The organism is Chromobacterium sp. Beijing, from assembly GCF_021496765.1.
Taxonomy (GTDB): Bacteria; Pseudomonadota; Gammaproteobacteria; order Burkholderiales; family Chromobacteriaceae; genus Chromobacterium.
Genome location: NZ_CP053750.1, coordinates 1,755,619 through 1,769,366 on the forward strand (window position 1 = coordinate 1,755,619; position 13,748 = coordinate 1,769,366).

At 64.1% G+C, this 13,748-nt stretch carries 17 protein-coding genes; 5 read left to right on the forward strand and 12 right to left on the reverse strand.

The genetic code is table 11. From position 1 onward, the window contains the following. Window positions 1-106: 106 nt before the first annotated feature. Window positions 107-1,111 carry a BMP family protein gene (locus tag HQN78_RS08240; protein ID WP_235088937.1) on the reverse strand — a complete coding sequence of 335 codons (1,005 nt, stop codon included), beginning with the start codon at window positions 1,109-1,111 and terminating at the stop codon, window positions 107-109. Between the two features lie 471 nt (window positions 1,112-1,582). Here HQN78_RS08240 and HQN78_RS08245 point away from each other — a divergent pair, with 471 nt between their 5' ends. The 5 genes from HQN78_RS08245 to HQN78_RS08265 all read left to right on the forward strand — a co-directional run bounded on the left by HQN78_RS08245 (window position 1,583) and on the right by HQN78_RS08265 (window position 4,684). After that, window positions 1,583-2,350 carry a tRNA pseudouridine(65) synthase TruC gene (locus HQN78_RS08245; protein WP_235088940.1) on the forward strand — a complete coding sequence of 256 codons (768 nt, stop codon included), beginning with the start codon at window positions 1,583-1,585 and terminating at the stop codon, window positions 2,348-2,350. Window positions 2,351-2,371: 21 nt separating this feature from the next. Next, window positions 2,372-3,220: a 23S rRNA (adenine(2030)-N(6))-methyltransferase RlmJ gene (locus tag HQN78_RS08250; protein WP_235088942.1), complete on the forward strand. Its 849-nt coding sequence runs from the start codon at window positions 2,372-2,374 to the stop codon at window positions 3,218-3,220. A 20-nt stretch (window positions 3,221-3,240) separates the two neighbouring features. Beyond that, window positions 3,241-3,795, forward strand: a complete 555-nt coding sequence (locus tag HQN78_RS08255) for a thymidine kinase (protein ID WP_227107985.1) — start codon at window positions 3,241-3,243, stop codon at window positions 3,793-3,795. 137 nt (window positions 3,796-3,932) lie between these two features. Then, entirely contained in the window at window positions 3,933-4,511 is a 579-nt protein-coding gene (locus HQN78_RS08260) for a LexA family transcriptional regulator (RefSeq protein ID WP_107799396.1), read from the forward strand. A gap of 17 nt (window positions 4,512-4,528) precedes the next feature. Next, entirely contained in the window at window positions 4,529-4,684 is a 156-nt protein-coding gene (locus tag HQN78_RS08265) for a hypothetical protein (RefSeq protein WP_167604380.1), read from the forward strand. A 315-nt stretch (window positions 4,685-4,999) separates the two neighbouring features. Here HQN78_RS08265 and nagZ read toward each other — a convergent pair whose 3' ends face one another. Genes nagZ through lepA form a run of 11 tightly spaced genes read right to left on the reverse strand, consistent with a single transcriptional unit; the run spans window position 5,000 to window position 13,622 of the window. Then, complete coding sequence (gene nagZ, locus HQN78_RS08270) at window positions 5,000-6,088, reverse strand: beta-N-acetylhexosaminidase (RefSeq protein ID WP_235088945.1); 1,089 nt, start codon at window positions 6,086-6,088, stop codon at window positions 5,000-5,002. Window positions 6,089-6,103: 15 nt separating this feature from the next. After that, on the reverse strand, window positions 6,104-6,493 hold the full coding sequence (gene acpS, locus HQN78_RS08275) for a holo-ACP synthase (protein ID WP_227107983.1): 390 nt from the start codon (window positions 6,491-6,493) through the stop codon (window positions 6,104-6,106). Next, window positions 6,490-7,053: a metal-dependent hydrolase gene (locus HQN78_RS08280; RefSeq protein WP_235088947.1), complete on the reverse strand. Its 564-nt coding sequence runs from the start codon at window positions 7,051-7,053 to the stop codon at window positions 6,490-6,492. Before HQN78_RS08280 ends, acpS begins: the two co-directional genes overlap by 4 nt. 5 nt (window positions 7,054-7,058) lie before the next feature. Further along, complete coding sequence (pdxJ, locus tag HQN78_RS08285) at window positions 7,059-7,784, reverse strand: pyridoxine 5'-phosphate synthase (protein WP_235088949.1); 726 nt, start codon at window positions 7,782-7,784, stop codon at window positions 7,059-7,061. A gap of 22 nt (window positions 7,785-7,806) precedes the next feature. Continuing rightward, window positions 7,807-8,535: a DNA repair protein RecO gene (recO, locus tag HQN78_RS08290; RefSeq protein ID WP_107801790.1), complete on the reverse strand. Its 729-nt coding sequence runs from the start codon at window positions 8,533-8,535 to the stop codon at window positions 7,807-7,809. Beyond that, window positions 8,532-8,855 (reverse strand): antibiotic biosynthesis monooxygenase, encoded by a 324-nt coding sequence (locus tag HQN78_RS08295; protein WP_235088950.1) that lies wholly within the window; start codon window positions 8,853-8,855, stop codon window positions 8,532-8,534. The genes recO and HQN78_RS08295 overlap by 4 nt, the downstream gene beginning before the upstream one ends. A 7-nt stretch (window positions 8,856-8,862) precedes the next feature. Next, window positions 8,863-9,753: a GTPase Era gene (gene era, locus HQN78_RS08300; RefSeq protein ID WP_048410780.1), complete on the reverse strand. Its 891-nt coding sequence runs from the start codon at window positions 9,751-9,753 to the stop codon at window positions 8,863-8,865. Next, a complete protein-coding gene (gene rnc / locus HQN78_RS08305) occupies window positions 9,750-10,469 on the reverse strand; it encodes a ribonuclease III (protein WP_370445214.1) in 720 nt (239 codons plus the stop codon). Before rnc ends, era begins: the two co-directional genes overlap by 4 nt. Then, a complete protein-coding gene (locus tag HQN78_RS08310; RefSeq protein ID WP_235088951.1) occupies window positions 10,466-10,828 on the reverse strand; it encodes a DUF4845 domain-containing protein in 363 nt (120 codons plus the stop codon). Before HQN78_RS08310 ends, rnc begins: the two co-directional genes overlap by 4 nt. A 31-nt stretch (window positions 10,829-10,859) precedes the next feature. Beyond that, a complete protein-coding gene (gene lepB / locus HQN78_RS08315; protein ID WP_199225869.1) occupies window positions 10,860-11,828 on the reverse strand; it encodes a signal peptidase I in 969 nt (322 codons plus the stop codon). Beyond that, window positions 11,829-13,622: a translation elongation factor 4 gene (gene lepA, locus HQN78_RS08320; RefSeq protein ID WP_107799403.1), complete on the reverse strand. Its 1,794-nt coding sequence runs from the start codon at window positions 13,620-13,622 to the stop codon at window positions 11,829-11,831. Window positions 13,623-13,748: the final 126 nt, after the last annotated feature.

A 13,748-nucleotide genomic window follows, 5' to 3' on the forward strand; every position in this document is an offset into this window, starting at 1 on the left:
TCCCTGGTTAGGGTCAACCTGATTCCGCTCCGGCATGAACAAACAGGCACGATGGAATGCATCGTGCCTGCGTCCCCGAAACGGATCAGGGAAAACTCAGCTCAGCTTATTGCATCGGGCAACTGTTGTTGGCGCGGTAATCCACCACCTTGATCTTGCCGCCGATGATGTCCGCCTTGGCCGCGTTGATCTTCTTCTCCATCGCCGGAGTGATCACTTTGCGGTTGTTGACGTCCAGCGCCCAATCCACGCCGGCCTCCTTCAGGCCCAGCACCTTGACTTCCGGCTTCCAGGAACCGTTCTTGGCGTTCTTGAAGGTGTTGAACACCGCCACGTCCACGCGCTTGACCATGGAGGTCAGCACCGAACCCGGGTACAGATGGTTCTGGTTGCTGTCCACGCCGATGGAGTACTTGCCGGCGGCCTTGGCGGCTTGCAGCACGCCCAGGCCGGTGCCGCCGGCGGCGGCGAACACCACGTCCACGCCGCGGTCGAACTGGCTCTTGGCCAGCTCAGTGCCTCGCGCCGGGTCGTTGAAGGCCTGCGGAGTGGTGCCGGTCATGTTCTGGATCACGCTGGCGTTCTTGTTGGTGAACTTCACGCCCTGCACATAGCCACAGCCGAAGGCGCGGATCAGCGGCACGTCCATGCCGCCGACAAAGCCCACCTTGCCGCTCTTGGAGGCCATCGCCGCGGCCACGCCGGTCAGGAAGGCGCCTTCTTGTTCCTTGAACACAATGCTCTGAACGTTGGAACCTTTTGCCACGGCGTCGATCAGAGTGAACTTGACCTTGGGGAACTCCTTGGCCACGGTTTCCACCGCCTGGGTGAAAGAGAAGCCGATGGCCACCACGATGTCGGCGTCGCGGCGCGCCATATTGCGCAGCAGCTGTTCTTTCTGGGCTTCGGACGCGATCTGGCCGTCGCGGTAGTTGATCTTGAATTCCTTCTTGAAACGCTCGGCGCCGTTGTACGCGGACTCGTTGAAGCTCTTGTCAAACTTGCCGGCCATGTCGTAGACCACGGCGGGCGAGAATTCTTTGGCGAAGGCGGAAGTGGACAACACCGCGGCCGCTACGGCAAAGCTCATTCGTTTCAGCTGGATTTTCATCTCTATGACTCTATGGAGTTTGTTGGTCAACCCGCACGTCGATCACCCCCTGTGGTTCCCGTGTCGTGCAGCGAAGCAAAGCGCCCGCCAACCCTTTGTCATGTAGCGTCGCAACTACACGCCTGGTTGCGCGGATGCGGTCCTGCCGCCATCCCGTGGCAAACGGGATCGCAATCGGCACAGACGCCGCCCTGTCATTCTTGTTTGAGCGCGGCGAATTGTAATGACGCACCCATGGCCTGTAAACAACTTCCTCTCTACTTTGAAATATCATGTCGCAACGAAAGCCGGCAAAGCCCGAGCCCGCGCACAAAAACGCCAATAGCATGACAAAACGCTGTTGTTTTCGCGTAATGGAAGCGTAAGACATAAAACTACAGCACAAGGGCATCGCCCGTCGCCCGCGCGCCTTCCAAAGCCGGCCGGCAACGCCTACAATGCCGGCCTTCCCCACCCGCTTCAAGCCGCCCCATGCTGCCCATTCTTTACCGCGACGACCGGCTGATCGCCATTCACAAGCCCTCCGGCCTGCTGGTGCACCGCACCGCGCTGGACCGCAACGAAACCCGCTTCGCCGTGCAGCTGCTGCGCGACCAGATCGGCCAGCGGGTCTACCCGGTGCACCGGCTGGACAAGGGCACTTCCGGCGTGCTGCTGTTCGCGCTGGACAAGGACATGTGCCGCGAAATGAGCTGGCAGTTCGAACGCCAGCAGGTGGACAAGCGCTATGTCGCCGTGGTCCGCGGCTACAGCGACGACGCCGGCCGCATCGACTACCCCTTGAGCCGCCGCCCGGACGATCTGGAATGGATAGGCGAAACCGTGGACACCGCGCCGCAGACCGCCGTCACCGACTACCGCACGCTGGCGCGCATCGAACTGCCGATCGAGGTGGAACGCTACCCCAGCAGCCGCTACAGCCTGCTGGAGCTGACGCCTCACACCGGCCGCCGCCACCAGCTGCGCCGTCATCTGAAGCACATCGCCCACCCCATCATCGGCGACGCCACCCACGGCAAGGGCCGCCACAATCGCATGTTCGCCGAGCATTTCGGCAGCCGGCGCCTGCTGCTGGCCTGCGTCGCGATGCGGCTGAGCCACCCTGACAGCGGGCAGCCGCTCTGGCTGCAAGCGCCGCCGGCCGACGATTTCATGCTGCTTGCGGAACAACTGGGCTGGCGCGCCGCGCTGGAGGACGCGCTGCGCGGCCACGCCGAATCCGGTACAATTCGCGGCTGACGAACGCCATATCCCGCAGCCATGCTCAGTTACCGCCACGCCTTCCACGCCGGCAACCACGCCGACGTGCTCAAGCATCTGATCCAGATCGAACTCCTGAACTACCTGGGCCAGAAAGCCAAGCCCTACTGGTATATCGACACCCATGCCGGCGCCGGCGCCTACTCGCTGGTGGAAGGTTACGCCACCAAGAACGCCGAATTCGAATCCGGCATCGCCCGCCTATGGCGGCGCGAGGACCTGCCGGAAGCCGTCGCCAACTACGCCGAGGTAGTGCGCAGCCTGAACGCCGACGGCGAACTCAAGCTCTACCCCGGCTCGCCCTGGTGCGCGGCGGAAGTGATGCCGGCCAGCGACAAGCTGCGCCTGTTCGAGCTGCATCCCACCGACCACCAGCTGCTGGCCGACACCTTCGCCGACGCCGGCCGCCGCGTGCAAATCCAGCAAGCCAACGGCTTCGAGGCGATCAAGGCGATTCTGCCGCCGCCGCCGCGCCGCGCGCTGGTGCTGATCGACCCGCCCTACGAGGACAAGCGCGATTACCAGCACGTGATCACCGCGCTGAAGGAAAGCCTGAAGCGCTTCGCCACCGGCGTCTACGCGGTCTGGTATCCCTGCCTGCAACGCGCGGAGATGAAGGAGCTGCCCAAGGAAATGAAGAAGCTGGGCGCCAAGAACTGGCTGCGCGCCGAATTGCATGTGCAAAAGCCGTCCAGCGACGGCTTCGGCATGCACGGCAGCGGCATGTTCATCCTCAACGCGCCGTGGACGCTGCCGCAGACGCTGCGCGAAGTGCTGCCCTACCTCGCCCAGCACCTGGCGCAGGACGCCGGCGCCAGCTATGTGCTGGAAACCGGCGGCGATCTCTAAGCCCCAGCGAGAACCCATCGATGGCAAAACTCTTTTTCCGCTACGCCGCGATGAACAGCGGCAAGAGCACCCAGCTGCTGCAAATCGCCAACAACTACGAATCCATGGGCAAGACCGTGGCGCTGTTCACCAGCGCGATGGACGACCGCTACGGCTTCGGCAAGATCACCTCCCGTCTCAATCTGCAGCGCGACGCCCGCACCTTCTCGCCGGAGCTGAACTTCCTGGCCGAGGATTTCGGCCAGACCGCCTGCATCCTGATCGACGAAGCCCAGTTCATCACCCCGGAACAGGTACACCAGTTGCATGAGCTGGCCCATACCCGCAACATCCCGGTGATCTGCTTCGGCCTGCGCACCGATTTCCGCGGCGAGCCCTTCATCGGCTCCGGCATGCTGCTGGCGCTGGCCGACGAAATCGAAGAGATCAAGACCATTTGCGAATGTGGCAAAAAAGCCACCATGCACATTCGCATCGACGCCGACGGCCGCCGCGTCAAGGAAGGCCCGCAGGTGGAAATCGGCGGCAACGCCCGCTACCGCGCGGTTTGCGCCCGCTGCTTCTACCGGCTCTGAAGCCGCCGCCCGCCCGCCGAAACCCGCCCGCCTCAGCGGGCTTTTTTGCGCCCGCCGCCGGCGCGCTCAAAAAAAACTTGCCCTGGGCTTTGATAATGTACACAATCAAATCTGCTTGCATTACAGAGGATTAGCCAATGAGCCATGGGGGCAAACGCAGCGGCGCCGGCCGCAAATCCAGCTACGGCGGCGACAAGACCGTCGCCCTCCGCGTGCCGGAGCCGTTGAAACCGGTGCTGGAAGACTGGCTGCGCGATTACCGCAGCTGGCGCACCGCCCACAACGCCCAGGCCGACGACGTGCGCACCCTGGCGCGCCACCTCAGCGAACTTTCGCTGCCGCTGTTCGCCAACAGCGTGCCGGCCGGCTCGCCGGTGGCGGCGGACGATCTCAAGGAAGACGACGTGGACCTCAACGCCAGGCTGGCGCCGCGGCCGGGCAGCACCTTCCTCGTCACGGTCAAGGGCGAATCCATGTTGGGCGCCGGCATCCACGACGGCGACCTGCTGGTGGTGGACCGCGCGACGGAGGCGCGCAACGGCAAGGTTGTGGTGGCGGCGCTCAATGGCGAGCTGACGGTGAAGCGGCTGGAAAAAACCGCCAAGGGCATCCGCCTGCTGCCGGAAAACCCGGAATTTCAGCCGATTCCGGTGCCGGAAGACGCCGCCTTCCATATCTGGGGCGTCGTCACCAACGTCATCCACAAAGTGGACTGAACCTTCGGGAGAACACCATGGAACACACTCAAGCGCAGTACGACAGCATCAAGATGAAGTTCATGGACTGGCGCCGGCTGCCGCGCGCCTTCCGCGCGGTGATCCAGGGCCAGCCGCAAGTGCTGGTCAGCCGCCCGGGGCGAGACTTCTACGTGCCGGTGCAGTTTGTTTAGCCACTTTTATTAGCCACGGAAACACACGGAAGACACGGCAAAAGACAACTCCTTCGGCCAGGAAACCCACGAAACCTTCTACCGTCTTTGGTCCGTGTTTTTCCGTGTGTTTCCGTGGCAAAAGAAACCACAGACCTTGACTGCTCCCGTGGCCTTCCGTGGCAAAAGACGTTTTCCGCTCCCCCTTTAAGAGCGGCTAACATTGTCAGTTTCACGGCTGAGGCAAGGCGCGCCGACGCAGGCAGTACTTGAGTACGACAAGTCGGCGCAACGCAGCATCAGGGGTTTGTTAGCCGCTCTAAGCAAGCGTCACGCTTAATTGGCCTCGCCCACATCCGGCCCGCGCATCGCGTCCGCAGGCATGTTCAAACGCTCCACCTGGGCGCGCGCCGCGGCGAAGGCCGGGCCGGCCAGCTCCGCCGCCCAATCCGCCGCCTTGGCGGCCATGCGCTCCAGCCGCCGCGCCAGTTCCGGCTGTGCCGGCGGCCGCAGATGGGCCAGAATCAGATCGGTCTGCCGGGGATCGTTGCAGACCAGCACCATATCGCAACCAGCGGCCAAGGCCACGTCGGCGCGCTGCACGAAGTCGCCGGCGCCGGCCGCGCCCTCCATGTCCAAGGCGTCGGAGAAGATCACGCCGTCAAAACCCAGCCGGCCGCGCAGCACCTGCTGCAGCCACACCGGCGAGAAACCGGCCGGCTGCGCGTCCACCGCCGGGTACAGAACATGCGCCGGCATCACCGAGCCCATGCCGGCGGCCGCCAGGCGGCCGAAGGGCACCAGATCGTCCGCCTCCAGCTCGGCCAGGCTGCGGCCGTCCTCCGGCATCAGATGATGGCTGTCGCCCTCAACGAAGCCATGGCCGGGGAAGTGCTTGCCGCAAGTGGACATGCCGCCGCGCGCCAGGCCGCGCTGCAGCGCCTCGGCCAACTCGGCCACAATGGCCGGATCGCGGTGGAAGCTGCGGTTGCCTATCACCGCGCAGCGCCCCCAATCCAGGTCCAGCACCGGGGTGAAGGACAGGTCGACGCCGCAGGCGGACAGCTCGGCGGCCAACACATAGCCCACGTTCTCCGCCTGCTCCAAGGCCGCCGCGCGGTCCTGCTCCCACATCCTGCCCAGCACCTGCATCGGCGGCAGACGGGTGAAGCCGTCGAGGAAGCGCTGCACCCGGCCGCCCTCGTGATCCACCGCGATCAGCAAATGCGGGCTGCGCAAGGCGCGGATTTCCGCGGTCAGCGCCTTCAGCTGTTCGATGTCCTGGAAATTGCGGCGAAACAGGATCACCCCGCCCACCAGCGGATGCGCCAAGCGCTGTTTCTCTTCGTCCGTCAGCCGCAGGCCGGCCACGCCCGCCATTACCGGCCCGCGCGGCAAGGCCGCGCCCTGTTGAGTCTGCTGCATCGGTTTGCTTTCTATCTAGCCGGGCGCGGAGCGCTCCAGCACCACAAAAGCCAGCGCGTGGCCGCGTTCGTCGCTGATGGACAGATGACGCGCGCCCACGCCGCGCCGGCTTAAAAATTCTTCCAATTCAGGGCTTAGCGCCAATAGCGGCTTACCCCATTCATCATGCTCGACCCAGATCGCCGTCAGCAACACCGGCGCGCGCACCCCGGTGCCCAGCGCCTTGGCCAGGGCCTCCTTGACCGCGAAGCGCTTGGCCAGAAAGCGCGCCGGATCGGCGCTGTCGGCGAAAGCCCGCCGCTCGGCCGGGGCCAGCATGTGCCGCCCCAGCTTGAAGCCCCAGCGCTGGAACATCCCCCGCATGCGCTCGATGTCCACCAGATCGGTGCCGATGCCGTAAATCATCGTCCGCCCTCTCCGCGTCCGCGCAGCCAAAAAGCGCGGGACAGCCACAGCAGCAGACAGGGCAGCCAGACGTAAAGCAGCTCCGAACTCAGCACCCGCAGCCCCTTGGGACCCAGCCAGCGGCCGGGCGTCAGCGGCGAGCCTTCGATAGGCCGCCAATCAAACAAGAAGCGCCCCGGATGCCAGGGCATCGCCAAAGCCGGGCCATGGGTGGCGTCGGTCCACATGTCCAGCAAGGCGTGGGAGGCCACCGCCAGGCTCAGCACGACAAAGGCGCGTAGCGGCCCCAGACCCAGCCGCGACCACCAGCGGCGCCCGAGCGCGGCCAGCACGCCGCCGGCGATCAAGGCCAGCGTCAGCGAATGAGAGACGCCGCGATGCCCCCAGGGACTGGCATAGGGAATGCCCAACTTGAAAGTGATCACGTCCAGATCCGGCAGCATCGCCGCCGCGCCGCACAGCAGCAGCCAACCGGCCATGCCGGGGGCGCGCAGCGGACGCGGCGCGCACAGGCCGGCCAGCGTCGCGCCGGCCAGGGCGTGGGTGACGACGGTGGGCACCGGAATCAGCCGCGCGCGGCCGCCATCAGCGCCTTCATTTCCTTCACCGCCTCGGCGAAGCCGACGAACAGCGCCTGGGCGACGATGGCGTGACCGATATTCAGTTCCGCGATCTGCGGAATGGCGGCGATCGGCTGCACATTGTGGTAGTTGAGACCGTGGCCGGCGTTGACCACCATGCCCAGCTCGGCGGCGAAGGCGGCGGCGTCGCGGATGCGCGCCAGCTCGGCGTCGCGCGCCGCGGCGTCATGGGCGTCGGCGTAAGCGCCGGTGTGCAATTCCACCACGCGCGCGCCGGCGTCCCAGGCGCGCTGGATCTGCGCGCGGTCCGGATCAATGAAGATGGACACGCGGATGCCGGCGTTCAGCAGGCTGCGGGTGTAGCGGCTGACATCGGCGAAATGGCCGATGGCGTCCAGGCCGCCCTCGGTGGTGACTTCCTCGCGCTTTTCCGGCACCAGGCACACGTCTTCCGGCTTCACCGCCAGCGCATTGGCCAGCATTTCCTCTGTCATCGCCATTTCCAGGTTGACCCGGGTCTTGACCACTTGGCGCATCGCCACCACGTCGGCGTCCTGAATGTGACGGCGATCCTCGCGCAGATGCAGGGTGATCAGGTCGGCGCCGGCGGTTTCCGCCACCAGCGCGGCCTCCACCGGGCTGGGATAACGGGTGCCGCGCGCCTGGCGCAAGGTGGCGACGTGATCGATGTTTACACCCAACAGAATCATATTCACTCCCGATAGCTTGGCCTCAATCCGACAGCGAATTGACGGCCTGTAACAGTTCGCGCGAAGCCAGCGGCTCCTCGCCCAATAAAGCGGTCAACCATACTCGCATCAGCGCCCGCGCTTCAAGCCGGGTGGCCGCAGCCGCGTAATCGTCGGCCTCTATCGCCAGCAGGCTGGCGCCGCTGAGCCGCAGCCCGCGCTCCAGGCTCTGGCCGGCGTCGCGCTCCGGCGCGGCGTTGCCCTGGCACCAATAATCAAGTCCGGCGTCCACGTCCGCGCCGTCGCCGTCGCGCAGCAGGCTGGGCGCATAGCCCAACACCTGGATCAGCCGCAATTCGTAGCGGCGCAGCACCGCGGCCAGACCGCCTTGCCGCGCCAGGCCGCGCACCGCCGCGTCGTAAACGGCGAAGGCGCGCGGTTCGGGGTCGTCGCGCGCGGTCAGCTTCATCATCAGTTCGTTCAGATAAAAGCCGCAGATCAGCGGCAGGCCGGACAGCTGCGGCACGCCGCCGTCCCAGTCCGCGCTGTGCAGGGTGCGCAGTTCGGCCTTGCCGAACCAGGACAGGGTCAAGGGCTGGAAAGGCAGCAGCAGGCCGCGCAGATCGGCCCGCGGCCGCCGCGCGCCGCGCGCCACCACCGAAAAACGGCCGTGGTCGCGGCTGAGCACCTCCACCAGCAAACTGGTTTCCCGGTAGGGCTGCGCGTGCAGCACATAGGCCGGCTGGCGATCCACCCTGCCCGGCTGGCTCATCCGGCGCCCCCGGCCGCCGGCTGCGGGCACACCGCGGCCGCGCTCACATTGAAAGCGAATACCCGATACCAGGCTTCCGGTCCGTAGCGCTGGGCGATCAGGCGCTCGGCGCACTGACGCCAGGCGGCGATGGCCTCGACGCTGTCCCAGTAGGACACCGTGTCCCGTCCCGGCTCTCCGCGCTCCAGGCCCAGGAAGCCGGCCTGACAGGCCGCCAGCCGGGCGATGCGCTCCAGCAAGTCGCGGCTGCCGGGCAAGTCCTGCCCTTGCTGCAGAGAAAAAATCACCGTCCAACAGGACGGCGCCAAATGATAGTGCATGAGGGCTTCAGTCCAGGCCGAATTCCCGCAGGAAGCGGACGTCGTCGGCCCAGCCGGATTTGACCTTGACCCAGACCTGCAGGAAGACCTTGCCGTCGAACAATTTTTCCATGTCCATCCGCGCCTCGGTGGAGATTTTCTTCAGCTTCTCCCCGCCGCGGCCGATGACGATGGGCTTCTGGTTTTCCTTGTCCACCAGCACGCCGATATGGATGCGGCGCAGCTCGCCGTCCATTTCGAACATTTCCACTTCCACGTTCATTTCGTACGGCAGCTCTTCGCCCAGGTAGCGGAACAGCTTCTCGCGCACGATCTCGGCGGCCAGGAAGCGTTCGCTCTTGTCGGTGACCATGTCTTCCGGATACAGCGGCATCGATTCCGGCAGATGCGGACGCACTTGCTCCAGCAGCTCGCTCAGGCGCTGGCCGTGCTTGGCGCTGACCACTTCCACGCCGGCGAAGGCGAATTCCGCCTGCACTTCGGCGATGAAGGCCTGCAGCGCGTCGCGGTCCTTGGCCTTGTCCAGTTTGTTCACCACCAGAATCACCGGGGTGCGCTTGGGCAGCAAGGCCATCACTTCGCGGTCCGCGCCGGTGAAGCGCATCGCCTCCAGCACGAACAGCACGCAATCGACGCTGCCCAGCGAGTCCTTGACGCTCTTGTTCAGGGTTTCGTTGAGCGCGCCCTTGTGAAAGGTCTGGAAACCCGGGGTGTCGACGAAGACGAACTGGGCGTTGTTCTCGGTGTGGATGCCGGTGACGCGGTGACGCGTGGTTTGCGCCTTCTTGGACGTGATGCTGATCTTCTGGCCGATCAGATGGTTCATCAGCGTGGACTTGCCGACGTTGGGACGGCCGACGATGGCGACAAAGCCGCAGTGATATTGGATGTCAGTCATATACGTTTCTTGCTCGCAGCGAGTTTTTGTTCCAGCAGGATCAGCGCCGCTTCGGCGGCCTGCTGTTCGGCGGCGCGGCGGCTACCGCCTTCGCCGGTGGAGCCTATCGCCAGCTCGCCCAGGTCGCATTCCACGCGGAACCATTGCTCATGGGCTTCGCCGCTTTGCGACAGTATCCGGTATTTGGGCAAGGCCAGCTTGCGCGCCTGCAGCGCTTCTTGCAAACGGGTCTTGGCGTCCTTGGCCTGGCGGCTGGTGTCGATGGAGGACACGCGTTCGGCGTAGAGCCTGCGCACCACTTGCTCGGCGCGCAGAAAATCGGAGTCGAAGCTGACCGCGGCGAAAGTGGCTTCCAGCGCGTCGGCGAGGATGGACGGACGGTTGAAACCGCCGCTTTTCAGCTCGCCCTCGCCCAGGTACAGGTAATCGCCCAGCTTCAGCTCGTGGGCGATCTCGGCCAGGGTGTTCTGGTTGACCAGATTGGCGCGCAGCCGCGACAGCTCGCCCTCGGTCAGCTTGGGAAATTGATCGAACAGCATGCGGGCGACGGTGTAGTTGAGGATGCTGTCGCCCACGAATTCGAAACGCTCGTTGTTGCCGGCGCCGTAACTGCGATGCGTCAAGGCTTGACGCAGCAACTCCGGCTTCTGAAATGCGTAATCCAGCGCCTGACTCAGGCGCCGGAATCTATTGTCGGTTGGTATCACTTGGCTTATTGCGGGGGCTGGCCCGCTTGGGTATCGAATTTGAACAGCAGACTGACATTGGAGAACAAGGGCACTTCGCGCTGATAAGCGGCGCGGATGTACACGTAATTGCCGCCGGTCACCACCACCAGGTTTTCACCCTTGATCGAGGCGATGCCGGCCACGGCGGCCCGCTGGTTGAAATCCCGGCGAACGGATAGCTCGCCGACATTGCTTTGAGCGGACAAGGCGGTGATCGCCTGGCGCACCTCGGCGTACTCCGAGTACACCGGCATCACCTTCATGCCCAGCACGAGGACCGCGCCCAGCACGATCATCACCAGCAGTACGGAAAACAGCGACAGGCCCTTCTGACGACTGAAATGCATAATGCGCTCCGAGCTTGCGATCTTGCGTTTATCAGTGAATGGTTTTGCCGATGCGGGACAGGTCGCCAAAGTTCATCCAGATCATGAAGGCCTTGCCCACCATCAGCTTGTCGTTGACGAAGCCCCAGTAGCGGCCGTCCAGGCTGTTGTCGCGGTTGTCGCCCAGCATGAAGTAATGGCCGGCCGGCACCTTGCAGACAAAACCATTGTCATCATAGCGGCAGTTGTCGCGGAACGGGAAGTCCTGCACCTGGCTCAAAGCCACAGTGGGCGAACCGTCGTTGTTCAGCACCGAGTACGTGCGCGACCCCATGGTTTCCTTGTAGCGCTTGGCGTTGATCATCATCAAGCCCTGCTCCAGGTATTCGTAGTTGCCGTCGTCGGCGTCCGGCAGCGGCTTGCCGTTGACGCTCAGGCGCTTGTCGCGGTACTCGACCACGTCGCCCGGCAGGCCGATGGCGCGCTTGATGTAGTTGACCTTGGGGTTGGGCGGGAAGTTGAACACCACCACGTCGCCGCGCTCCACCTTGTCCACTGGCGCGAACACGGTGTTCAGCACCGGCACGCGCAGGCCGTAGGTGAATTTGTTCACCAGGATGAAATCGCCCACCACCAGGCCCGGACGCATCGAGCTACTGGGAATCTGGAACGGCTCGGCGATGAAGGAGCGCAGCAGGAACACCACCAGGATCACCGGGAAGAAGCCGCGAGAATAGTCGACGAAATGGCCCGCCGGGGTCTCCGCCGCGCGGCGCTTGGCCAGCACCAGCTTGTCCGCCAGCCATACCGCGCCGGTGATCAGCACGAAGACCAGCATCACCGCGGTGAAGCTCATATAGTTGGACAGCAGGCCGAAGCCGCCGATCAGCACCGCCAGGTAGCCCCACTGCACCGCCTGCGGCCAATCCTTGGCGCCCTCTTGCTTCTTGCCGCCAAAAGCGATCAGCATGCCGCCGATCGCCACCGCCACGACAAACACCCAGAACAGATTTCCGCCCACTTATTTGTCCCCTACTTGAAGGATTGCCAGGAATGCTTCCTGCGGAATTTCCACATTGCCCACCTGCTTCATGCGCTTCTTGCCCGCCTTCTGCTTCTCCAGCAGTTTTTTCTTACGGGTGATGTCGCCGCCGTAGCACTTGGCCAACACGTTCTTGCGCAAGGCCTTGACCGTCTCGCGCGCGATGATGTGGCCGCCGATGGCCGCCTGCACCGCGATGTCGAACATCTGACGCGGAATCAGTTCGCGCATCTTGGACACCAGTTCGCGGCCGCGGTAGACGCTGGAGGCGCGGTGCACGATCAGCGACAGCGCGTCGACCTTCTCACCATTGACCAGCACATCCAGCTTGACCAGATCGGCGCTCTGGAATTCCTTGAATTCGTAATCCAGCGAGGCGTAGCCGCGGCTGGTGGACTTCAGCTTGTCGAAGAAGTCCATCACCACTTCGTTCATCGGCAGATCGTAGGTGAGCATCACCTGACGGCCCATGTACTGCATATTGCGCTGTACGCCGCGCTTCTGGTTGCACAGCGTCATCACCGCGCCGACATAGTCTTGCGGCACCAGGATGGTGGAGGTGATGATGGGTTCGCGCAACTCGTCGTACTTGCCGGCGTCCGGCATCCGCGACGGGTTGGACACCACTTCCACCACGCCGTCCTTCATCACTACTTCGTAGTTCACCGTGGGCGCGGTGGTGATCAGGTCCATGTCGAACTCGCGCTCCAGGCGCTCCTGCACGATCTCCAGGTGCAGGAGGCCGAGGAAGCCGCAGCGGAAGCCGAAGCCCAGCGCCTGCGACACTTCCGGCTCGTACTTCAGCGAAGCGTCGTTCAGCTGCAGTTTTTCCAGCGCGTCGCGCAGCGCCTCGTAGTCGTGGCTTTCCACCGGATACAGGCCGGCGAATACCTGGGACTGCACTTCCTTGAAGCCCGGCAGCGCCTCGGTGGCCGGCTTGGACACCAGGGTGATGGTGTCGCCGACCTTGGCCGATTTCAATTCCTTGATGCCGGCGATGACGAAACCCACCTCGCCCGCGTTCAGATTCGGACGCTGGACGGACTTGGGTGTGAACACGCCCACCTGCTCGCACAGATGCTCGGCGCCGGTGGCCATGAACTTGATCTTGTCCTTGGGCTTCAGCGAACCGTCGATCACGCGCACCAGCATCACCACGCCGACGTAGTTGTCGAACCAGGAGTCGACGATCAAAGCCTTCAGAGGACCGCCCGCATCGCCCTTTGGCGGCGGAACCTTGCTGACCACTTCTTCCAGAATGTCCTCGATGCCGATGCCGGACTTGGCCGAAGCGCGCACCGCGTCCGCCGCCTCGATGCCGATAATGTCTTCGATTTCCTGGCTGACGCGCTCCGGCTCGGCGGCCGGCAGGTCGATCTTGTTCAGCACCGGCACCACTTCCACGCCCAGCTCGATAGCGGTGTAGCAGTTGGCCACGGTCTGCGCTTCCACGCCTTGCGAGGCGTCCACCACCAGCAGCGCGCCTTCGCAGGCGGACAGCGAGCGCGACACTTCATAGGAAAAGTCCACGTGTCCGGGGGTGTCGATCAGGTTCAGGTTATAGACCTGACCGTCGCGCGCCTTGTAGCTCAAGGCCGCGGTCTGCGCCTTGATGGTGATGCCGCGCTCTTTCTCGATGTCCATCGAGTCCAGCACCTGGGCGCTCATTTCGCGCATTTCCAGGCCGCCACAGAATTGAATGAAGCGGTCGGCCAGGGTCGATTTGCCATGGTCGATATGGGCAATGATCGAGAAATTTCGAATGTTTTTCATGATATCCAGCAAAAGATAAGGGCACGCTAGCGTGCCCGGAACTGCCGATGGAAGCCGCGGGCCTGATGAAAGCGGCTCATCATCAGGATTGCGACCTCTAAAGCCGTTAACAGCCCATCCAGCAAG

What these genes read in the sequence shown, in the direction of transcription:
- HQN78_RS08250 (WP_235088942.1), top strand. Translation starts at nt 2,372, where the DNA reads ATGCTCAGTTACCGCCACGCCTTCCACGCCGGCAACCACGCCGACGTG.
- acpS (WP_227107983.1), bottom strand. Translation starts at nt 6,493, where the DNA reads ATGATTTACGGCATCGGCACCGATCTGGTGGACATCGAGCGCATGCGG.
- HQN78_RS08260 (WP_107799396.1), top strand. Translation starts at nt 3,933, where the DNA reads ATGAGCCATGGGGGCAAACGCAGCGGCGCCGGCCGCAAATCCAGCTAC.
- recO (WP_107801790.1), bottom strand. Translation starts at nt 8,535, where the DNA reads ATGAGCCAGCCGGGCAGGGTGGATCGCCAGCCGGCCTATGTGCTGCAC.
- era (WP_048410780.1), bottom strand. Translation starts at nt 9,753, where the DNA reads ATGACTGACATCCAATATCACTGCGGCTTTGTCGCCATCGTCGGCCGT.
- lepA (WP_107799403.1), bottom strand. Translation starts at nt 13,622, where the DNA reads ATGAAAAACATTCGAAATTTCTCGATCATTGCCCATATCGACCATGGC.
- HQN78_RS08240 (WP_235088937.1), bottom strand. Translation starts at nt 1,111, where the DNA reads ATGAAAATCCAGCTGAAACGAATGAGCTTTGCCGTAGCGGCCGCGGTG.
- HQN78_RS08310 (WP_235088951.1), bottom strand. Translation starts at nt 10,828, where the DNA reads ATGCATTTCAGTCGTCAGAAGGGCCTGTCGCTGTTTTCCGTACTGCTG.
- HQN78_RS08255 (WP_227107985.1), top strand. Translation starts at nt 3,241, where the DNA reads ATGGCAAAACTCTTTTTCCGCTACGCCGCGATGAACAGCGGCAAGAGC.
- HQN78_RS08245 (WP_235088940.1), top strand. Translation starts at nt 1,583, where the DNA reads ATGCTGCCCATTCTTTACCGCGACGACCGGCTGATCGCCATTCACAAG.
- HQN78_RS08295 (WP_235088950.1), bottom strand. Translation starts at nt 8,855, where the DNA reads ATGCACTATCATTTGGCGCCGTCCTGTTGGACGGTGATTTTTTCTCTG.
- nagZ (WP_235088945.1), bottom strand. Translation starts at nt 6,088, where the DNA reads ATGCAGCAGACTCAACAGGGCGCGGCCTTGCCGCGCGGGCCGGTAATG.
- pdxJ (WP_235088949.1), bottom strand. Translation starts at nt 7,784, where the DNA reads ATGATTCTGTTGGGTGTAAACATCGATCACGTCGCCACCTTGCGCCAG.
- HQN78_RS08265 (WP_167604380.1), top strand. Translation starts at nt 4,529, where the DNA reads ATGGAACACACTCAAGCGCAGTACGACAGCATCAAGATGAAGTTCATG.